General features: G+C 54.1%; 22 protein-coding genes and 1 riboswitch. Of the genes, 4 read left to right on the plus strand and 18 right to left on the minus strand.

All coding sequences use genetic code 11. The features are described from left to right. Nucleotides 1-37: 37 nt before the first annotated feature. Complete coding sequence (locus tag N512_RS22905; RefSeq protein WP_197021451.1) at nucleotides 38-856, plus strand: substrate-binding periplasmic protein; 819 nt, start codon at nucleotides 38-40, stop codon at nucleotides 854-856. Here N512_RS22905 and N512_RS0111660 read toward each other — a convergent pair. From N512_RS0111660 to N512_RS0111700, 9 genes are all read right to left on the minus strand, one after another. Beyond that, nucleotides 834-2081 (minus strand): ABC transporter permease, encoded by a 1248-nt coding sequence (locus N512_RS0111660; protein ID WP_028780450.1) that lies wholly within the window; start codon nucleotides 2079-2081, stop codon nucleotides 834-836. The two genes, N512_RS22905 and N512_RS0111660, sit on opposite strands and share 23 nt — an antisense overlap. After that, complete coding sequence (locus tag N512_RS0111665) at nucleotides 2078-3298, minus strand: efflux RND transporter periplasmic adaptor subunit (protein WP_025011213.1); 1221 nt, start codon at nucleotides 3296-3298, stop codon at nucleotides 2078-2080. The genes N512_RS0111660 and N512_RS0111665 overlap by 4 nt, the downstream gene beginning before the upstream one ends. Continuing rightward, on the minus strand, nucleotides 3295-4458 hold the full coding sequence (locus tag N512_RS0111670; RefSeq protein WP_028780452.1) for an efflux RND transporter periplasmic adaptor subunit: 1164 nt from the start codon (nucleotides 4456-4458) through the stop codon (nucleotides 3295-3297). Before N512_RS0111670 ends, N512_RS0111665 begins: the two co-directional genes overlap by 4 nt. Further along, complete coding sequence (locus N512_RS0111675; RefSeq protein WP_231473571.1) at nucleotides 4445-5377, minus strand: HlyD family secretion protein; 933 nt, start codon at nucleotides 5375-5377, stop codon at nucleotides 4445-4447. Before N512_RS0111675 ends, N512_RS0111670 begins: the two co-directional genes overlap by 14 nt. A 124-nt stretch (nucleotides 5378-5501) precedes the next feature. Next, on the minus strand, nucleotides 5502-6182 hold the full coding sequence (locus tag N512_RS0111680; protein ID WP_028780454.1) for an ABC transporter ATP-binding protein: 681 nt from the start codon (nucleotides 6180-6182) through the stop codon (nucleotides 5502-5504). A gap of 272 nt (nucleotides 6183-6454) precedes the next feature. Then, nucleotides 6455-6862: a hypothetical protein gene (locus N512_RS0111685; RefSeq protein ID WP_028780455.1), complete on the minus strand. Its 408-nt coding sequence runs from the start codon at nucleotides 6860-6862 to the stop codon at nucleotides 6455-6457. Between the two features lie 52 nt (nucleotides 6863-6914). Beyond that, the gene (locus N512_RS0111690) at nucleotides 6915-7319 is read right to left on the minus strand and encodes a hypothetical protein (protein ID WP_051472779.1); all 405 of its coding nucleotides are present in this window, start codon (nucleotides 7317-7319) and stop codon (nucleotides 6915-6917) included. A gap of 55 nt (nucleotides 7320-7374) precedes the next feature. Continuing rightward, nucleotides 7375-7830, minus strand: coding sequence for a GNAT family N-acetyltransferase (locus tag N512_RS0111695; RefSeq protein ID WP_025887133.1), 456 nt, complete (start codon nucleotides 7828-7830; stop codon nucleotides 7375-7377). Between the two features lie 42 nt (nucleotides 7831-7872). Further along, nucleotides 7873-8487 carry a GNAT family N-acetyltransferase gene (locus N512_RS0111700; protein WP_028780457.1) on the minus strand — a complete coding sequence of 205 codons (615 nt, stop codon included), beginning with the start codon at nucleotides 8485-8487 and terminating at the stop codon, nucleotides 7873-7875. A 477-nt stretch (nucleotides 8488-8964) separates the two neighbouring features. On the opposite strand from N512_RS0111700, the gene N512_RS22910 reads away from it, so the two are divergent. Continuing rightward, nucleotides 8965-9504, plus strand: coding sequence for a hypothetical protein (locus N512_RS22910; protein ID WP_156029184.1), 540 nt, complete (start codon nucleotides 8965-8967; stop codon nucleotides 9502-9504). 55 nt (nucleotides 9505-9559) lie between these two features. On the opposite strand, the gene N512_RS0111710 is transcribed toward N512_RS22910, so the two are convergent. Continuing rightward, nucleotides 9560-10183, minus strand: coding sequence for a 2OG-Fe(II) oxygenase (locus N512_RS0111710; RefSeq protein ID WP_028780458.1), 624 nt, complete (start codon nucleotides 10181-10183; stop codon nucleotides 9560-9562). 338 nt (nucleotides 10184-10521) lie between these two features. Here N512_RS0111710 and N512_RS0111715 point away from each other — a divergent pair, with 338 nt between their 5' ends. After that, complete coding sequence (locus N512_RS0111715; protein WP_025011204.1) at nucleotides 10522-11130, plus strand: hypothetical protein; 609 nt, start codon at nucleotides 10522-10524, stop codon at nucleotides 11128-11130. Between the two features lie 12 nt (nucleotides 11131-11142). Continuing rightward, complete coding sequence (locus tag N512_RS0111720) at nucleotides 11143-11880, plus strand: MBL fold metallo-hydrolase (RefSeq protein WP_025011203.1); 738 nt, start codon at nucleotides 11143-11145, stop codon at nucleotides 11878-11880. Nucleotides 11881-11947: 67 nt separating this feature from the next. Here N512_RS0111720 and N512_RS0111725 read toward each other — a convergent pair whose 3' ends face one another. The 8 genes from N512_RS0111725 to N512_RS0111760 all read right to left on the minus strand — a co-directional run bounded on the left by N512_RS0111725 (nucleotide 11948) and on the right by N512_RS0111760 (nucleotide 19166). Next, nucleotides 11948-12496: an NAD(P)H nitroreductase gene (locus N512_RS0111725; RefSeq protein WP_025887130.1), complete on the minus strand. Its 549-nt coding sequence runs from the start codon at nucleotides 12494-12496 to the stop codon at nucleotides 11948-11950. A gap of 100 nt (nucleotides 12497-12596) precedes the next feature. Further along, complete coding sequence (locus N512_RS0111730; protein WP_051472781.1) at nucleotides 12597-13208, minus strand: HvfX family Cu-binding RiPP maturation protein; 612 nt, start codon at nucleotides 13206-13208, stop codon at nucleotides 12597-12599. A gap of 153 nt (nucleotides 13209-13361) precedes the next feature. Next, nucleotides 13362-14201, minus strand: coding sequence for a DUF6279 family lipoprotein (locus tag N512_RS0111735; protein WP_028780460.1), 840 nt, complete (start codon nucleotides 14199-14201; stop codon nucleotides 13362-13364). A 52-nt stretch (nucleotides 14202-14253) separates the two neighbouring features. Beyond that, complete coding sequence (locus N512_RS22915; protein ID WP_051472782.1) at nucleotides 14254-15336, minus strand: phosphotransferase; 1083 nt, start codon at nucleotides 15334-15336, stop codon at nucleotides 14254-14256. Then, nucleotides 15333-15983, minus strand: a complete 651-nt coding sequence (gene pnuC / locus N512_RS0111745) for a nicotinamide riboside transporter PnuC (RefSeq protein ID WP_025011200.1) — start codon at nucleotides 15981-15983, stop codon at nucleotides 15333-15335. Before pnuC ends, N512_RS22915 begins: the two co-directional genes overlap by 4 nt. Nucleotides 15984-15986: 3 nt before the next feature. Then, nucleotides 15987-16247, minus strand: coding sequence for a hypothetical protein (locus N512_RS0111750; RefSeq protein WP_025011199.1), 261 nt, complete (start codon nucleotides 16245-16247; stop codon nucleotides 15987-15989). A gap of 63 nt (nucleotides 16248-16310) precedes the next feature. Beyond that, complete coding sequence (locus N512_RS22920; protein ID WP_081737156.1) at nucleotides 16311-18467, minus strand: TonB-dependent receptor; 2157 nt, start codon at nucleotides 18465-18467, stop codon at nucleotides 16311-16313. Between the two features lie 55 nt (nucleotides 18468-18522). Beyond that, nucleotides 18523-18632: riboswitch (TPP riboswitch) on the minus strand. Between the two features lie 147 nt (nucleotides 18633-18779). Then, on the minus strand, nucleotides 18780-19166 hold the full coding sequence (locus N512_RS0111760) for a YcfL family protein (RefSeq protein ID WP_028780461.1): 387 nt from the start codon (nucleotides 19164-19166) through the stop codon (nucleotides 18780-18782). Nucleotide 19167: the final 1 nt, after the last annotated feature.

Here is a 19167-nt window from a genome sequence, read left to right on the forward strand (position 1 = left end):
GCAGTGGCTGTTGGCTTGCCTCTTTCAGGCTTGTCTGTTGCTGCCCACGCAAGTGCAGGCAGCCACTGAGACGCCCGAGTCTCGGGACTCAAGGCCCCTTATCCTGGTGGGCGGTTATGATTTTCCGCCCTATATCCGGCTGCACAATCAGCATCCACCTTCCGGCTTGAGTATCATGCTGCTCGATGCGATTGCCGCCAAACACCCCGAATATCGATTTCTGTTTGTTCCCACCAGCATACACAACAGATACGCCGCCTTCAGTCGTGGCCGTTTCCAGATGATGTTGTTTGAAAACCCACAGTGGGGCTGGAGCAAACTCAACCCACAGCCACACTTCATCCCACTGCCATTTGAAGACAGTGAGATCTATATCGCCAAGGCAGAGAAAAATCGCGACGAGCAGTTTTTTAACCAATTGAACAATAAGCAGATGTTACTGGTGGAAGGTTATCATTACCCCGGGCTCTGGCAGGAGCTCGGAGGCCCACCTAAAAGAGTGCGCTATGTCAGCAGTAATCATGAGGTATTGCAGGGGATCCTCAAAGGGCGGGCAGATATCGCCCCCTTAACCCGTTCCATGCTGGAGCGCTACCTGGCCAAGTATCCCAATAAACGCCGGCAATTGATGATATCCAACCTCCGGGGGCAGCATTATGACCACCATATTCTGCTCGCGGGCGATGCCGCCATCAAAGAGACCGAACTGATAGCCACTCTGGAAGCGTTACGAGCCGAAGGCGTGCTGCAAAAGCTGTCGCGTCAGTTCAGCCTGCCCTTGCGAGCACCGTCCATGGCGCCAAAGCCGCTGACAGAGGAGAAAGAACCCTCTGTCAGTCCCGTTGCAAGGCAATAATGGGATCCAGTTTGGCCGCTTTCTGCGCCGGATAGAGGCCAAACCCGACCCCAATACTCATACAAACCCCAAGCGCCAGCAGTATCGCAAAGGGAGACCAAGCCACAGGCCAACCGGCCGCAGTTGATATAAGCAGCGCCAGTCCCAGCCCTACGACTATGCCAAACAGACCGCCGGTAGCCGAAATGGCGATACTTTCAATCAAAAACTGCCGGGCGATATCCTTGCGCCTGGCTCCCAGCGCCCGCAGCAAACCTATCTCGGCGGTGCGCTCCAAAATGGTGGCGAGCATAATGTTCATAATGCCAATCCCGCCCACCAGAAGCGAGATCCCGGCGACACAGGCCATGACGATATTGAAGATCTGTTGGGTCTTCTGATGTTGGGCCAGAAGGTCGGCCGGCACCACTATGTCATAGTCCTTCTCACCGCCATGACGGCGCTGCAACAGATGATTCAGGCTCTTGGCCGCCAGCGAAGGCTCAACCTCTTCCCTGAGCGACAGCTTAATCATGTCCAGCTCATCCTCAAGCGCCTTGAACTGCATCTTTTTCAGGGCGCTCGACAGTGGAATAAACACCTGATTGCGCTCGCCCCCAAGCTTGACGCCCTGGATTTTGGACTTACCGCGATTGGCATCGGCCAAGATACCCACCACGGTAAACCATTGATGGTTAACCTTGATGTTCTTGCCAAGGGCATCGCCTTTGGGAAACAGGCTGCGGGCCGCCTCTGGCCCCAACACGGCGACCTGGCGAAAGTAAACTTGATCCTGCTCGGTAAAAATCTGCCCTTCACTGAGCTTGAGCGACGTCAGCCCAAAATAGCTGGGAGTCACTCCCATCACACTGGCATCGCTACGCCCTTCGGCGGAAAACAGGCTGAAGGCCTTTACTTCCTTGGCGGCGCCCCAATCCTGGATAAAAGGCAAGGTGTCCCTGGCACTGTCGATATCACGCAGGCTCAGACCGACACTGTGTTCACGAATCGATTTCAGCGCCTCGCCGTCATTGCTGCGGCTGTTGACCACCAGATTGCGAACCCCCATGGATTCAATCATCTTCAAGGCTTCACGCTCGGCACCCTCACCGACGCTGAGCATGGCTATAACGGCGCCGACACCGAATATCATCCCCAGCAACGTCAAGGCGGTACGCAGTTTGTGGTGGCGCATCTCATCGAACGCCTGGGCAAATCCTTGCCATAACCCTATCACCGGACTCATAGCTGACTCCTCTTGGGTGGGGTTGTCAGGGCTATTACATCACCGGGATTGAGCCCGGCGGTAATTTCGGTGCGGTTAAGGGACCTGTGCCCCGGAGTCACATCCCGGCGCACAAAGCCGCCGCCCTGCTTGAGAAACACCCAGTAGCGGCCGTCTTTTTGAAACAGGGCCTGATTGGGCACAGTCAATACATCATTGAGATCCAGCACCTGTACCTTGGCGTTCACTTGTCTTCCCGGCTGCATAATGGCCGGCAAAGTTTGATCCAGGCTGATGGTGAACTGGAAATAGTTCACCGGGCTATCTCTGTCTTTGGGCTTAGCCAGCGCATCGACCTGGGTCACTGTGCCACTAAAAGGCCGCTCAGGATAGGCATCCAGAGTCACGGTGGCCTGCTTACCGATGGCGAGCCCCACAGCTTCCGATTCAAGCACATAGACCCTTGCCTGCATCACGGAAGTATCCGGCAATATACCTATGGGGAATCCGGACCAGATCATGTCGCCCACCACAGGAAAGGCGCCATCCCAGCCAGCCTGATAGACAAACAGCCCATCGTGCGGCGCAATGATCTCCATCTGTGACAGATTGCCCTGATACCTGTCCATCTTGGCCTGATGGCCTTTCTGTTTCAGCTTGATAAGCGCCTGCTCGGCATCGGCCTGCGCCTGGTGCTGGGTGCCGCCCCACTGAAAATAGTCCAGCTTGGCATCCAGATATTCCTTGTTGCGCATCTGATCTATAATGTCGATTTTGGTGTAGACCCGCTCATCTTCACTGAAAAAGCGCTCGGCCAACTCCCGCTCATTACCTGTAACCTTGCTTCCCAGAGTCAAACTCTGGCTCAAGGTGAGATCTTTCTCTGTCTGGATCTGTGCATCCTGAGCCAGGCGTTCAAAGTCGAAGGCTTCCATCTGCAAGCGAAACGACTCCCGGGTATCATCGAGCCTGGCCACCACATCCCCGGCCTTGACCTGGGTAAAGTTGTTCTGGATCCAGGCCAGGGACTGAGGCCCACGTAACCCCGTGGGCACCACAACGGGAGTGGACTGCGCCGCTTCCAGCTCACCGCTGGCGGGGATATTGACCTGAAACTCACCGCGGCTGACTGTCATGGTGAGCACACCATCGTTGCCGCTCGGTTGGCAGCCACTCAAGGCCAAAGCTATCAAGGCCTGCGTTATCAAGGCACAAGCGATTAGCGAATGATTCTTCATGGCAGCAATACCTCATCGCCCACCTGCAAACCGGAGAGTATTTCTACCTGATCGCCCCCCATGGCACCAACCCGCACCGACTGTTTGCGAGCCCCCAAGAGCCCATCCAGCAGCACATAAGGATGACCGGCCTCGTAATGCACCGCATCCTGAGCCACCAGAGTACGCTGGCTGTCATCGGCAATTTCTATGCTGATCTTGGCGGTCATTCCCGGGCGCATCAGCTCGGTATCCGGCTCGTCTATGCTGGCAACCGCATCGAACACCACCAGAGGAACCTCCTGGCTTTTGTTACGAAAAACTGCGCCCAACTCTTTGATTTTCCCTGTAAAGACTTTATCAGGATTGGCATCCAGACGGATCTTGAGTTGCTGGCCCAGTTTGACTCTGCGGGCTTCTACCTCAGGGATCGCCATATTGACCTGCATGCTGTCGAGATCAGGAATGGATAACACCACATCACCGGCAAACACAGATTGGCCCTCCTTGAGCTTGTTGCCCTGAGGATCGTTGCCATAAACCACCATACCGGCACGGGGCGCCACCAAGGTCATCGAGGCGATCCCCTTTTTCAGCGCCGCCACTTCGGCAGCGAACTTCTGCCGGTCTCCGTCGAGCATGGCTTCCCGTTGCCGGGCGCTCTCGGCCTCAAGCACCAGTTGTTGCTGCACCAGAGCCACCTTGTCACGGGCGATCACCGCGTCACGCTGGTACTTTTCTTTATCCAGCGCCGCAACTGTGTCATCAGAGAGGGCAAACTTACGCTCGGCCTTGTCCAACTCCATTTTGGCCTCCGCCAGTTGCAACTTGAGCTCTTCCATCTTCTTGGCATTACGCAGCTTGGAGGTCTGCAAGTCCTGCACCGTAGCCTCAAGCTCGGCCGATTTGACCGACAGCCTCTGGGTCAGTTCCGAGGTATCCAGCTGAGCCACCATCTCGCCGCTTTCCACCTCACTGCCTTCGGGCGCCAGTTGCTTGACCTGGTATTGCCAGATGCGCCGCATCACAGGCGGCATTAAAGACACTGTATCGGCCGCCACCAGCTCACCGGTGACTTCTATTTTTTGACTCAGGGGCCCCTGCACCACCTGAGTGCTCACCCCATCACTGCAGGCACTCAGCGCAAGCAGTGCCAGCCAGGCCAAACTAAAGCGCTTCATGTTTGCCTCCGGTTTCTACCAGCACACTCATGCCGGGGATCATGGCAATATCCTCAGGCGCCTTGAAACGGATCCCGACTTCAAACCAGTTACTGCGGCCCCAGGCAGGTAAATTGATGGCCTGGCGACCGATACTGGCTATTTGTCCGGGAAAGGTGCGTTGAATTTCCGCATCCAAACTCATGGTGACGGCTTGCCCGGCTCTCAGGCGATCCACGTCCACTTCATTGACCCAGGCGATCACCTCCAGATCTTCCATGGCTGGCACAGTGGCAATTTGTCGCCCCACTTGCACCGTATCCCCCACCTCGAATTTTTTGTTGCTCCAAGGGTCCCGTCCAAGCAGCAAGGGGCCGGCGATTTCGGCTTTCAGCTCCAGGCTGTCCAAGTCCTTGAATGCCTGGGCCAGCTCGAGCGCCGCCTTTTCCTTGTCAATCTTCAGCTGTGCCAGAGTCGCCTTCTCGGTATCCAGAGCTTCGGCCAGTGCTTGCTTGGCCTTGGTCACCTCGGCGTTTATCTGCAGCAGCTTGAACTGATTGTCGGCGTACTCCTTGACAGCAATAAAATCCGCCGGCACGGCCGCTACCAATTGCGCCTTTTCCTGCTCCAGTAACTGCTTTTTCAGCTCAAATCTGGCTTGCAATACCTTGGACTTGAGCTCTATGGACTGGCTCTGCTCCTGCGCCGACACCCTGAGCATGCTGGCTTCCAACTGTTCTATCTGGTTGGCCACCTGACTCTTGTCAAACACCACCACCACTTGCCCGGGGGACACCAAAGAGCCCTCGGGTAACATCCACTGAATTTGATAGCGCCAGGCATCACCGGCCTTGGGAACGCTGAAAGTCTGCGACTTGGCGGAACTGACTTTACCTGTCAGTAGCAGCTGCGCGGCGGGCTGCGACTTGGCGTCCGTCACCTTGCCCCCTGGCGCCCCGAATGAAGAAGAGGGTGATCCGGCTGCCGCCGGTATAGCGATTTCTGAAACAGCCAAGCTTGAAAAAGTAAGGCCAGAAACCGCTAGGCTTAAAAGTAAAAGAGAATCAAGCCGCATTAGCCCTCCTGTCACTCTGCAGGCAACCATCACGCATGCGGATAATCCGCTGGGCGTAAGCGGCCACTTCCTCTTCGTGGGTCACCAGAATAATGGTTTGCCCTGCGGCATGCAGCTCGGTAAACAGCGCCATGATCTCAAGCGAAGTCTTGCTGTCCAGCGCCCCGGTGGGCTCATCGGCCAGCAAAATGGCCGGGCGATTGACCAGGGAGCGGGCTATCGCCACCCGCTGACGCTGACCGCCCGAGAGTTGGTTGGGCCTGTGATCCAGTCGCTCTCCCAGCCCAACACGCCTCAGTAACTCTATAGCGTGGGTTTCATCGCCCTGCCCTTCTGGACTGTATCTCAGCGGCAGCATCACATTTTGCAGCGCCGTGAGTCTCGGCAAGAGGTGAAAACTCTGGAACACGAAACCTATCTGGCGGTTACGCACCGCAGACAAGGCATCATCATCCAGTTGTCCCACCTCTTCGCCATTGAGCAGGTAACTGCCGCTGCTGGGTTTATCCAGGCAGCCGATGATATTCATCAGCGTCGACTTGCCTGAACCCGATGGCCCCATGATCGCCACAAATTCATTGGCTTGAATGTCGAAACTGACTTCATCAAGCGCACGCACACAGGCGTCGCCCATCTGATAGGTTTTGCAAAGTTGTTGAAGCTTTATCATTGCTCTTGGTGGGTATTGCGACCGGCGCTCAACCACTCCTTGTTATTGTCTGCAGCTTTGAACCTTGGATAAAGGTGCAAGTTCCCTATTTAATGCCAAATTCCAGCGCCGGACCGCAAGCTAATTGTAAGCTGACATTTCAGCGCCCGAGAACCAATGCTGTGATGACCTCAAACAGCTTGAGGCCGATGCAACACCTCTTGGTGTAATTCGGGCCGGGCTCATGAATTCTTGCCTTGGAATCGGGCTTAGGGCCTGACTTATGGCCTGACTTATGGCATAGCCCCTATCCAGGCAAACAGGGCCGCGAGGCCGTAAAGCAGCGGCGGCAACAGGCTCTGGCCACTTTTTTGCCCGCCAAGCAGTCTGGCATAGAGATGCCAGACCATCAAGAGAAGTAGGTTGAGAACAATAAAGAGTATTAAACCAAACACATAAGTTGCCGGCATTAGTTCAAATGCGCAGGCGATCAAGGCCAGAGTAGCAGTAAGCAAGAAGGGCGCAAAGCTGAGATCCGCAAAGCAGTCCTGATATTCACGCCCGCTGACACGGCCATGGTTTTCCTGCGCCCAAGCTGCCCCTTGCCGGCGTTCGCGGGCTTTGGAGCGGATCCTGGGCCAGAACTCAATTACCAGCGCGAGCAAGATGATAAAAGCAGCCAATAACAGACTCAAAAGCATAGTGCCTCCCTCCCATGGACAAAGAGACAGGCTGCAGCCGCATTTTATTGCATCACATGTTGGCCATTATCCAGTAGTCGAGGCGCTTTTGCGGCTCGGCCAAGATGGTTTTGCAGCTGTCTTTGTATTGACTCATCAAACCACCCAAACTCTTGCTGTTACCCATGGTTTCCAGCATTTCGGCACGGGCCGCAGCCACGCCCTTCTCGGCATCCTGCGCCGAACTGTACTGGGCGGCCAAAGCCTCGGCATCCTTGGCAGATTGTTTCAGTCTATCTCCAACGGCGGCCATCTGCGGTGCATTCATTGCTGCTATGGCTTCAGAACTTATCTGATAATAGGCGGCGCATTGCTGCAACTCGGCGCTAAAGGCCTCCTCGGCGGGGCCGGCGAACACATTGGCACTGGAAAACAAGCCGATGGCGGCAAAGACAGACAAAGCAGTTTTATGGGACATCTTGGTGATCCTCTTGATATCAATGAAGGCAAGCTACTTTAGTGCCTGATGAATTTCAAGGTTTTAGGGTCAGACTGTAGTGGAAAAATTCATTGTCCCGGACAAAACCAATGGACTCATAGAGCGCCTGAGCCCTGACATTATTACGCTGGGTTTCGAGGATCAATTCATCAATGCCCTGTGCTTTGGCGTAACTCAGCGTGGCATCGAGCAGCGCACGACCTATGCCGACACACCTGGCATGCTGAGTGACATAAATATCATTGAGGATAAGCAGCGGCGCCGCCTGCAGCGAAGAAAAGCCGGGATAGAGCTGCACAAACCCCAAGGCTTGGTTTTGCTCATCCGGCAGATAAAAAATCACGGATTCATCCCGCTTAAGCCTTTGGCTGATAAAGCTTAACGCCAGTTCGGGCTCGCTGGGATATCCATAAAACCGGCGATACTCATCAAACAGCGGTGAGATAATCTCGGCATCCTGTGACTGTGCCCGAATAACTTGCTTTAGCATGAATGATTTCCCTTCAATTCTATTGTCCTAAGTGGCGCTCACTCACTGTGCGAGTTCGGCATGGTACTGATCACTGTAAAATGCCAGCCTGTCCTTGAGGCCTTGTTTCACCTCAGGCCATTCGCTGTCAATGATGGAGTAGACCACTGTATCCCTGACACTGCCGTCCTTGAGCAGTCTGTGGTTTCGTAAGATGCCATCTTGCTTGGCTCCCAGGCGGGTGATGGCTTCCCGTGAAGCTTGGTTGTGAAAATGGGTTCTGAACTCCACCGCCATCACATCCAGGGTCTCGAAGGCGTACTCCAGCAACAACAGCTTGGTTTCGGTATTGATGGCGCTGCGCTGCACGCTCTTGGCATACCAGGTATACCCTATCTCCAGCCGGCGGTTGGCCTGATCCCAGTTGCAAATGCGGGTACAACCGACAATTGCACCGCTGCCTCGGCTACGTACCGCAAAGGCCAAGGCTTCACCGCGCTGCTCACTATCCAAAGCCTGCTGGATATACTCCTTCATCTCATCCGGATGCGGCACGCTGGTGTACCACAAGCGCCACAACTCACCATCGGCGACCGCCAGCGACAACGCCGGCAGATGATCCTGACTCAAAGGTTCGAGGATCACATGTTCTCCGGTCAAGCATGCTTCCAGTCCCATGATTTGCCTCCCTAATAATGCAAGATGATGATTTAACACTTGTTTGATTACCAGACTAACATGAATAAATCATTAAACCAGAGAAAATGTTAACAAACGGTTTCTGCAGCAAGCCAGCTGAACTCTGTCAATCTGACGGGAAAACCCGGCCTTTTGACCCGCTGAATATCAGCCAGGGCTGCAGTCAATAAGTGCAACACGCATGCTTGAACGGACTGAGGCATCAACTGTTGACCAGCACGCTTCTGCTCACTATATAGATTGAATTGAAGCAACCTGAGATGGTGCTCCTGAAGAACCTTCTGATCACATAGACGGAGTCGCACTTCCAAGTTGAATTCGTGCTTCCCTTGAATCACTATATAGAGACGGTAATAGAGTCATGACAGTTGAATAATTGCAGTCGAAGGCAGAATGATGAGCAAGAAATGTTTTAATTTAGGGACCCTATCCGAGGACTTCGACGAGTCTGATTGTATGTTTAAAGAGGTTGATGAGAGAAGTTACTTTTATGCCACCAATGAATATATACCTTGCTCTTCTCGTTCACCCATAACTTGGGAGGATCTAGAGATATCAGATAGTACTGAGATTCCTGATATCGTTGAAAAAGGTGATAAGCTCGTATCCAAAGAAGTTGCTAAACTAATAATGTCATTTGACCCTTATGGTGTGGAGATATATCCAGCAAGTTTGCTCATTGAAAATGAACTTCTTACAGAAAGGTACATAGTATCAATAAAGAATGTCATTGACGTTATAGATACTGAGCGTAGTAGAATTATTCAAAATCCAAAGCCCCACAGACCACCTATTGTTTCTCGTCTAGCTATATGCCCGGAAAAACTCGAGCTTATTCCATTACATAAACGTTTGGTTTTTAGGGTGAAAGAGTCAAATACGGTATTTTTTGATGTTAGTATTATGGAAAAGTTTATCGCTGGCCTTATGAACGGCCATCATAATTTATGTCAAGCAATTCCGTTTGATACATCAGAATTAACCCCAACAATATAAGCGCTCAGAATAGTAAAACGTTGGCCGGGTTAACCCCGGCCGAATATCGTGCCAGTTACAACAATTCATAACTAGCGGCAACCCGGAACCAACCGGCTATGCTGGCGCGATCTTTATGGGTTGGCCGCACTTCATGGGGGAAACGCTCGCTCAGGAAGATCACCAGAGTGCCCATTCTCGGCGGGATCTGCTCAAGCAGAGCGTCGTCCTCTTCATAGAGCATCAGCTCACCACCATCACCCTGTTGCCAGTCGGGGTTAAGGAAAAATACCGTGGTCAAGATCCGGTTGCGACTGCCCCGCAGCGCATCCAGGTGTTTACGGTAAAAAGTACCAGGGCGATAAAAGGCGTAATGGCTTTCATAATCGAATAGCCCCATAAACAGGCGCCGGTTAAGCCCATGACGCAAGCAGGCCATGTATTCCAAATAGTCGGCATCCGGTTGTTGTGCTTCATTCAACCAGCGGATCCTGTCTGAACGTATCTCCTGCTCGCGAACACGCTCATTGCCACGGCCGATTTCAGCCCAGCGAAAACTCTCTACCGGCGAGTGGTTGACCTTATCCAGCAATGCGCTACTCAACGTTTCCGGCAGCACATCCTCAAGCACTATGTATCCCTTGTCCGTAAGTGCATCGGCAATCCTGTCCAATAGTTCGTCGTTTAACAGCGAAACCAAATGGGTATCCTCTCTGAAATGCTGCGGCTGTCGTTGCCTGCTTACTGACAAAGCCACAACCTAAAAAGCCCCCACTTGAATAAAGCGGGGGCCGATTCTGATAGCTGCGGATACTAGAGCATTCGATTTGGGCTGACAATCAAAATAAAACTTTCAATTCATATAGTTACAACACTAAACATATATTATCAAAGAGACTCTCAAGCTAAACAGGGTGCAAATTCAAGCGCTTAAGTTGTAGCTTGAACCCATTGATGGGAAAAATCAGCTCGCGCCTGTGGGGAAGTTAATTATCTTCTATACTCTCAAACAGGATTATGACTGTAAAACAGTGAATTATGGGATCAGAACGTCAACCAACGCGTCAGTTCTATGTTCGTGCCGCCATCATAGCCGCCGAACTGGAAAAGACTCAGGGCCACTGCAAAGAGATCAATATCATCGCCAGCAATGCCCAGGCAGCATCGATTCGTGCCGGCAGCATGGCGCTGGGCTTTAAGGCGCTAACCCATTCCATCGACGAACTGGCGCATTTCACCACCCACTCAGCCGCGAGAATCAATCATCTGGCACAGACCATCAGCCGCCTGACCAGCGAGCAGACCAGAGTCCGCAAGGCGATGCTGCAATTTGCCCGCGCCAGGGAGAAAGCCCGCAAAGCCCGTTATGGCGACAGCATCATGCCGGCGCTGGAGAAGAACAGCCAACACTTTACGGCCCTTGAGCAGCAGTGCAAACGCCTGAGCCTGGATATTGAATTGCAACTGGAAGAGCTCTGCCAGCAGCTGAAAACCGCTAAAGTGCTGGCCTCGCTGTGCCGCATCGAAGCCTGCCGGATAAAGCCCGCCGACCAGGCCACTTTCAACCATGTTGCCAACCGGGTCGATGCTGCTGCCGGCGCGATCCGCACTCAGGTAGATAAGGCGATTCAATTACTTGAACAATAAGGGAGTACAGGGATGAAGAGCCAACTCTTGTTGGAAACCCATAGCCACAAATGGATCTATTTTGGCCGGGATCCGGACAAACCCGATGGCATCATAGACACCAATCAATATATGTTGGTCACTGCCGAGCAGGCTCTGCTGATGGACCCTGGTGGCATAGAGCTATTTGCCCCCATGCTGGCCAATGTGGTTTGTCACATCCCCATAGAGCAGCTCACCCATCTATTCGCCTCCCATCAGGATCCCGATATCATCTCATCCCTGGGGTTGTGGGATCAGACGCTAGAGCGGGCCCAGCTGCACGCGCCCTGGATTTGGGAAGGTTTCATCCGCCATTTCGGGATGGAGCATATCCAATACCAGGCCATTAAAGATCAAGGCGGCAAGCTGACGCTCGATGGCGTAGAGGTGCAGTTTATCCCGGCCCATTATCTGCACGCTTCCGGCAATTTTCATGTCTACGACCCTGTCGGCAAAGTGCTGATGTCGGGCGATATAGGTGCGGCACTGGAAGACACGGATGCCGGGCTATTTGTCGATGACTTTGGCCGTCACACCGAGAAGATGCGCTTTTTCCATCAAAGATGGATGCCCTCCAACCGCGCCAAGCAGGACTGGATAGCCAGAGTGAGAGAGCTGGAGCTGGACTATTTATGTCCGCAGCACGGGCGGATATTCAGGGGCGAGCAGATACCTGAGTTTCTCGACTGGTTCGAGCGCCTGGAGGTGGGGGTTGCGGTAGGCAACTGAGTAAAATAGCTTGATGCCATGAGCTTGGCCCATGGCAAGTTTTCCGCCATTGAGTGTCCGGCAGCTATCAGAGATAGCGGGCAAAGGCGCTGCCCTCTTTGGTGGCTTTGAGCGGCGCTTCAACCACAGGGGTGCCCAGATAGAGAAAGCCCACTATCTGATCGCTGCCATCGAGCCCCAACGCCGTATTGACCGTAGAGTCAAAGGCAAAGGCACCAGTGCGCCATATTCCGCCCAGCCCCTGGGCAAATGCGGCCTGCTGCATCGCCATCACGGCGCAGCCGGCTGCCAATTGCTGCTCCAGCTCAGGGACCTTGGGATGATCTTTGGTCTTGGCAACCACGGTTATCACCATAGGCGCCCTGAGCGGCATACCGGCAGCCTTGTTGATAAAGCCCTCGTCGGCACCATCTGCTGTTGCGGCCGCCACAAAAATATCCGCCAGGCGATTGAGCCCTTCGCCGGTAGCAATAATAAACTCCCAGGGCGCCAGGCCACCGTGATCCGGTACTCTGGCCGCAGCATCCAGGATAATTTTCAGTTGCGCCTCATTCGGCGCCGGAGCCTGCAGTCGTGGACATGATTGACGGGTAAGAAGAAGAGTAAGTGCGTCCAATGCGCGATCCTCAGCTGAGATATCAATGACTTCACAGGATACCAAATCCGCCCCGGATCGCCAGAGGCAAAAAAGCCGGACGACTTGTTTTAAGCAACAATCAGCCGAGGTTAGCGGTTTTGGGCAGCCATTTACGGCCAATAAAATAGTCCACACTGGTGTAACGGCCGCCGCCCATAAACAGCAATACCAACAGCATAATGAAATAGGTGGCCGCAAACTCAATGCCGTTGTTGAGGATCACCAGGTTACCCGAACTGGTAAGCCAGTCGTAATTGCCGTGCTCCTGCAGTATCCCCTTGGCCCGCTCAAGCTTCTCCACCGAAGCCATCACCCTGTCGTTTGCGAGCCAGGATGAGGGGTCGGCAATCGCCAGCCAGCCGTTGGACCAGTGCACACTGAAGGCCGCCACCAACATGGTAATACTCATGGGGATTGCCACCAGCCGAGTGGCCAACCCGAGCAGAAGCAACAAGCCACCAAAAAATTCGGTCCCGGCCGCCAGCGCCACCATCACTTCAGGCATGGGCAAGCCCAGCCCCCAGTCCGGATTACCGAACCAGGCCGCTGTGTCGCTGAAGTGGCTGAGTTTATTGTAACCGGCCTGCACCAGCACCGGCGCCAGATAGAGCCGCAATGCCAACGGTGCCAGGCCATCGAATTGGCGCAGTGATTTCAAAAATGCCGCATAGGTTTGAATGATGGCTTGCATGAAAACCTCCTTATTCGGGGAGTATTCCTGTCATGCTGCAGTTGACCCGGCAATAAGCGATTTTATTTCAGTCTTTAGTTTAGAAATGTGCGAACAAGCCCCATGCCCGTTCTACAACTCAAAGACTCGCTTTACGATCCCATAAGCTCAGGGCTATGCCTGACTCAGCTCATCCAGATCGTCAATCAAGTTGCCCAGCTTACGCTTGAAGTGCTTTTGCTGGCGCTCACTCAGGCTCTGGTGCAGTTGCAACAACAGCATGCCGAAGTTTTCCGTGTTCTGCGCCAATTTCTGCTTGTGCACATCAGACTTGAGCTCATCGGGCGATGTCATCAGCAGCCGCAAGCGCTGCGCCAACAAGTCAGAATCACTGCGTTGCAGCAAGGCTTGTTTGAACTGCCGGAGCCACTCGTGACGATACTCGAGCCACATATCCAAGGTCGCCAGTCGGCGGCTGTTGTGCTCATGGATCAGGGCCTTTTGCTGCTCACTCAAACGCCCCAGCCAATCGGCAAACAGCTCCTCCAGCCGTTCATCCGCATCTTTAATCAGTTGTTCCTGGTTCTTGTCCTTGTATTCATCCACCAGCTCCTGCTCATCGGCCTCCAGTTTGGCTTTCACCTGGGCGACCTGCTTGTCACTCAAAGAAGCGATAAGGGGCAAAAGATCGTCAAACACCTGGGCAAACAGCCGAAACCAGTGATCTCTTGCCATATCCACATGATGGCGCCAACTCTGTGGCGTTAAAGTGCCATCGGCAAGCTCGGTTTGCAGTGTTTTTAACTGGGCACTGTATCTGGGTAACTCCTGGCTGCGATGCCAGGCGAGAAAAGGGTCGAGAATGGCGTCAAACGCCTGCTCCTGTTGCCGGTCGAGAGTGACATAATCTTCCAGCTGCCACTCTATGGCCCAATCGAGGAAATAATAGCTGACCTTGGTGGAGCAGGCACTGAGCGCAATAAGCAGCGCCAGGGCAATAACAATGCGTTTCATCCATTAAATACTTTAAGTTGGCTAAGGCCAGGCGACAGCTTCCCTGCCTGACTCATTGATGCTTTACAAGATGCCAGAAGTCATCAAACCAGTCGAGATAAGACTGCTGCTGATTGTCCCAGGCCATCTGCAAGGCCCAGCAGCAGGCAAACAGCCAGTAGACATCGACGGCTGCAGCCACGGCCAGGTGGGCATCGCCGGTTAAATGCGGATGCTGCTCAAGATAGTGATAAATGAGCCACTGTTGCCCCTCGGCGCCCAATTGATGGGATGACAGCACCCCGGCCAACTCAAACAGCGGGTGGGAAGCGCAGGCATATTCAAAATCGACGCACTTGAGTCCATCCTCGGCCAGCAACAGGTTATGAGGATTGAGATCCCTGTGACAATACTGAGGCCTCAGCAGACAGGCCTCCAGCCGAGTGTTGCACTGCTCGAATAACCCTTGGGCCGAGTGAAGTTGCATGAGCCGCTGTTGCCAGCTTGAAGGCTGCACCCGGCTCAGTGCCATATCATCGAGCCGCTCCAGATAGATGCGCCACTGCTCGGCAACACTGATTTCGAGCTTGGGGGCCGGCATTGCTCTCAGCCCCAGCAGCAACTCCAGCAGTAAAGCCTGAGGTGATTTGCCTTGCTTGGCTACCAATACAGCGCCTGAGCCCAATTCATGTTTAGGCTCATGTTTAGATTCATGTTTGCGCTCAGGCAGGCTAGAGAGGCTCTTTGAGTTTACATAGGCTTTTTGAGCCGCGCTTGCGATCTCGGCCGCACCTTTGGATGCGAGTAACTGCTGCCAGTTGGCTTGCGGCGCTTGTTCGATAAAGCGGCTCAGATATAACCCCTTGTCAGCGCTGACCCAAATCAGCCCTGGTGCCAGGTTCGCCTTCTCGGCAACCCGCCAACATGCCAGTTCGTTGTTTCTGTCGCAGATACGGTCTGAGCCCGGGGAATTGACTCTCAGCACTATTGACTCGCTACCGGCCTGCAAGAGCCAGTTTTGGTTGCTTAGCCCAAGGGTGAGCGGCTTGGCCCCCTCAAGCGGCCACAACTGTAGCCGCTTGAGGGCGGCGTTGAGCTCGCAGCTCAAACCTTCACCCAGACTGGTTTCAAGTGCTGTCAGCGGTTTGCCTTTCATGCCGCGCCGCTTTCAAGCTGTGAGGAGTCGCGACCGCGGGACTCCTGGGCTCTGGCGCGCCAGATAAAGTATCCGGCTACCGCCATCCCCACGTAGAGCACAAACAAGAGTGAGGTCAACATCAAGCCCTTGCTTAAATAGAGATAGATGGACACCAGATCAATAACCACCCAATAGAGCCAGTTTTCCAGCACCTTGCGCGCCACCAGAAAAGTCGTCATCACAGCAAAACAGCTGGTTGCTGCATCCAGGTAGGGAAAGGCTGCCTGAGTGAAAGTCGCCATCATATGACCGACAAACAGAGACACCAACCCAGTCAACAAAATCAGTACCAGGTGCCGCTGCCAGGGCCAGGAGGTCACGGCCACTCCTTGATGGTTTTCCCCACCCCGGCGCCAGAGCCAGTATCCGTACAGCGCCATCGCCATGTAATAGACATTGAGCACTGACTCCATCAGCAGCGCGACTTTCCAGAACAGCACAGTGTAGATGGCGGTGCTGGCAAAGGCTGCCGCCCAACACCAGATATTGGCTTTCATGGCCAGCAGCAGATAGGCCAAGGCCAATACCACAGCTACCGCTTCCCAGGCGCCCATACCCTGGGCCTGAGAGCCGGCCTCGGCGAGCCAGTGCCAGAATTCACTCATGGGTTATTCCCTGTGGCCCAAGTTCAGCTCACCGCCGATAAATTTACAGACAAACACCGCCTTGCCAAATTTCTCGTGCGCTGCCTGCATCTCAGTGGCCAGCATGGCCATCACCTCGGCATAATCACCGCACACCTGAGTAGCCATGGCATTGGTGGTTCTCTCTATGTTGGCATAACTGTCCAGGCGCTTGATAAACCATTGAATAGGCTCCAGATACTCATCGTGGAGCGGATACATGCTGATTTCGGCAGTTAACTTCATTTTACATCTCCTGTAATGAACCGGGGCGCTGCAACACGCCCCGGCCGACAACGGCTTATGCCATCAGATAAATTTGACCTTGAAGGTCACACCAATCTGGCGTGGGTCCCCGTAGCGGATATATTGCTTCTCGGCCCAGTCCTGATCCGGCTCATTGCCGAAGTAGAAACCGCGCACGCCGTATTTTTCATCGAACAGGTTGCGGCCCCAGAGGTAAACCGACCACTTGTCTGCCTCATAGCCCAGCTTGGCGTTGACCACTTGATAGTCTTCAGAGCGGGAGTCATTGCTGTCTGAATAGTAGAACGCACTCTTGCCACTGCTGTTGAGGTTGGTAAACCAGCCCATGTCATTGCGCCAGGTCATGCCGAGACTATAGGTCCATCTCGGCGAGTGGGCCAGTTCCCGGCCGCTGAGATCCACAGGGTTGCCATATTTATCCTGATACAGGTAATCACCGTATTCTGTCTGCAGATACCCAAGGCTGGTGTAGAACTGCAGTGAATCTGTGGGATACCAGTTGGCTTCCAGCTCGGCGCCATAGTTATTGGAGCTGCCGGCGTTTTCGGTGAACAGAATAAAGCGCTGGGGATCGACAGGATCCTGCAGCGAGGCCGCTACCTGCTGATCTTCCCTGTCCATAAAGAACAGTGCCAGACGAGTATCCAGCAAGCCATCGGCCCAACTGGATTTCAGCCCCAGTTCATAGTTGTAGAGGATTTCGGTATCGAACTCTTTCTTGTCGGCCAGCTCCTGGGGCAACGTCATATTGAAACCACCGGCCTTGTAGCCCCTGGCTATCCGAACATAGGCTTCATGGTGTTCAGCCAGTGCCTTGGACAGGGCAATATGGCCGCCCCACATGTTTTCCGATGGACTAAAGGCATCACCATTGCTGTCGCTGTAGTCACTCTCACGTCGCTCGAGACGAGCACCGATAGACAGGCTGTAACCCGCTCCCAGATCTGAGTCCAACTGGGCAAACACCGCATAGTTACTGGCGCTGTAGCGGGAAGTCAGCACTTCATCCGGCCAGCTGTTGTATTCAGAGTAGAGATCATTGTCCTCATCGAGATCCATAAAATAGAGCCCGGCCAGCCAGTCTGAGCTGCCGCCGAAAATCCGCCCGGCCTCGTTGGAGCTGAATCTGAACTCCTGTGACAGAGTGCGCCGCTCACCGCGTTTATCCCAGGTGTAATCGTACTCACAGGGTGCGCCGCCACACTCTTTCCCGGCCCAGTAATCCGGGTTGGCCCAATCACCGTCGTAACCGTGGTGATGATCTGTGGCGGCATAGCTTGACAGGGACACCAGCTCAAAAGCCTCAAAGCCGGTATAGCTCAGCTTGAGACTGGAGCCCGTGGTGCGCTGCTTGTCGACGCCTGGCGCATCGGTAATGGTATCGAAGCCGTTATTGTCCAGGGTCCAGGCATCATAACCATTGTCAAAATCGGCGTGCAGTAGAGTGAAGTCCGCCTGCAACTTGTCGGTGGCGTACCAGCGCAGCTTGATACGGCCGCTGAATTCATCACGCTCATTGGTATCGTCACGGCCCAGATACAGGTTGTCGCGATAACCGTTCTGCTTGTGTTGCTGCAGCGCCACACGGTAGAGCAACTTGCCGGAATCTGTCACTGGGCCGGAACTGAAGCCGCTGAAGGTTTGCAGATTATCATTACCGAGCGAGACTTCGGCGCCGTGCTCGAACACGTCTGTGGGATCATTGCTCTTGAGATAGATAAGACCGGCCAGGGCATTGGCGCCATAGCGGGTACCCTGGGGGCCGCGCAGCACTTCAAACTGCTGCAGGTCGTACAGGCTGGAAACGCTGCCCAGCCCGGAGAGATCGATATCGTCGATAATAAAGCCCACAGAGGAGTTGGGCGCTCCCTGGTATTGCTCCTGCTCACCTACACCGCGGATCTGGAAGTATCTTGGCCGGGAGCTGGCACCTGACCAGTTGAAGTTGGCCACATTACCCAGCATGTCTTCGAAATGCTCGGCGCCTTGATCTTCAATGCGCTGCTCATCGATAACAGTCACACTGGAGGGCATCTTCTCCAGCGTCAGGCCACGAAAGTCGCCGCTGACGACTATTACTTCCATGGCTTGTTGCTCATCTTGCTTTTCAACGCCGGGATTATCGGCGGCATGAACGGGTGCCCACAGCAGCATCTGAATGGTGCTGGCAAGCAGAGTAGGTACGGTAAACTTGGACATAGGACCTCAAATATTCACAGTTTGAGATCCGGCAATAAGAAAGCGAGTTGAAAGTGCACGAATTGTGGCCCATTCCTACGCCGGTACTAGCCGGATCAGGTTCTAAGGGTTCGTCATACGACATCTCAGTCAACCGCAATGCGGTAAACACCCCTTGGCGCGGGCCAGTATACACGAGTTACCAACAAAAGTGAGCCAGGTTGCCAAATTGTACCTGAGGGCATAAAAAAACCGCCCACTCCAATACTCCCGAGTGTTGAGCATTCAACGGGAATAATGGCTCGGGCGGCAGTGGTGCCGAGGTTTCAACTTTTAGTTTGAAAAGGCCTCGCGCACATAGATCTCAAAACGGCTGGCGGTCGGATTCGGCGCCACGGCGCTCACCTGCAACTGCTGTTTACCATGCAGCTTGACCGACTTCCAGGACACACCTTCATCATCCAGGGTATAGCCGCTGGCATCATACCAGGTGAACTTGTACTGAATGCGCATATCGGTAGCGACCTTGCTGCTGATGGTGGCTGTGCCTCTGAGCAAGCCGCCCTCGCCTCTGGCCATAAGATCACCCACACTCACAGAGCGGGCGAAGCTGCTGTTGTCTGCTCGGGTTTCACCGGTCGAGCTGGCATACACCCCGGCCGTATGGTTGGCGCAGCCTGCCAGAGCCAGCAGGGTTGCTACTACCAAGACTTTTTTCATC

It is taken from the genome of Shewanella sp. 38A_GOM-205m, assembly GCF_000518445.1.
Taxonomy (GTDB): Bacteria; Pseudomonadota; Gammaproteobacteria; order Enterobacterales; family Shewanellaceae; genus Shewanella; species Shewanella algae.

Coding starts and splice junctions, on each gene's coding strand:
- N512_RS0111750 (WP_025011199.1), bottom strand. CDS start 16,247: ATGAAGTTAACTGCCGAAATCAGCATGTATCCGCTCCACGATGAGTAT.
- N512_RS0111670 (WP_028780452.1), bottom strand. CDS start 4,458: ATGAAGCGCTTTAGTTTGGCCTGGCTGGCACTGCTTGCGCTGAGTGCC.
- N512_RS22915 (WP_051472782.1), bottom strand. CDS start 15,336: ATGAAAGGCAAACCGCTGACAGCACTTGAAACCAGTCTGGGTGAAGGT.
- N512_RS0111660 (WP_028780450.1), bottom strand. CDS start 2,081: ATGAGTCCGGTGATAGGGTTATGGCAAGGATTTGCCCAGGCGTTCGAT.
- N512_RS22910 (WP_156029184.1), top strand. CDS start 8,965: ATGTTTAAAGAGGTTGATGAGAGAAGTTACTTTTATGCCACCAATGAA.
- N512_RS0111695 (WP_025887133.1), bottom strand. CDS start 7,830: ATGCTAAAGCAAGTTATTCGGGCACAGTCACAGGATGCCGAGATTATC.
- pnuC (WP_025011200.1), bottom strand. CDS start 15,983: ATGAGTGAATTCTGGCACTGGCTCGCCGAGGCCGGCTCTCAGGCCCAG.
- N512_RS0111680 (WP_028780454.1), bottom strand. CDS start 6,182: ATGATAAAGCTTCAACAACTTTGCAAAACCTATCAGATGGGCGACGCC.
- N512_RS0111715 (WP_025011204.1), top strand. CDS start 10,522: ATGGGATCAGAACGTCAACCAACGCGTCAGTTCTATGTTCGTGCCGCC.
- N512_RS0111700 (WP_028780457.1), bottom strand. CDS start 8,487: ATGGGACTGGAAGCATGCTTGACCGGAGAACATGTGATCCTCGAACCT.
- N512_RS0111690 (WP_051472779.1), bottom strand. CDS start 7,319: ATGTCCCATAAAACTGCTTTGTCTGTCTTTGCCGCCATCGGCTTGTTT.
- N512_RS0111735 (WP_028780460.1), bottom strand. CDS start 14,201: ATGAAACGCATTGTTATTGCCCTGGCGCTGCTTATTGCGCTCAGTGCC.
- N512_RS0111685 (WP_028780455.1), bottom strand. CDS start 6,862: ATGCTTTTGAGTCTGTTATTGGCTGCTTTTATCATCTTGCTCGCGCTG.
- N512_RS0111665 (WP_025011213.1), bottom strand. CDS start 3,298: ATGAAGAATCATTCGCTAATCGCTTGTGCCTTGATAACGCAGGCCTTG.
- N512_RS0111760 (WP_028780461.1), bottom strand. CDS start 19,166: ATGAAAAAAGTCTTGGTAGTAGCAACCCTGCTGGCTCTGGCAGGCTGC.
- N512_RS0111730 (WP_051472781.1), bottom strand. CDS start 13,208: ATGCAAGCCATCATTCAAACCTATGCGGCATTTTTGAAATCACTGCGC.
- N512_RS22920 (WP_081737156.1), bottom strand. CDS start 18,467: ATGTCCAAGTTTACCGTACCTACTCTGCTTGCCAGCACCATTCAGATG.
- N512_RS0111720 (WP_025011203.1), top strand. CDS start 11,143: ATGAAGAGCCAACTCTTGTTGGAAACCCATAGCCACAAATGGATCTAT.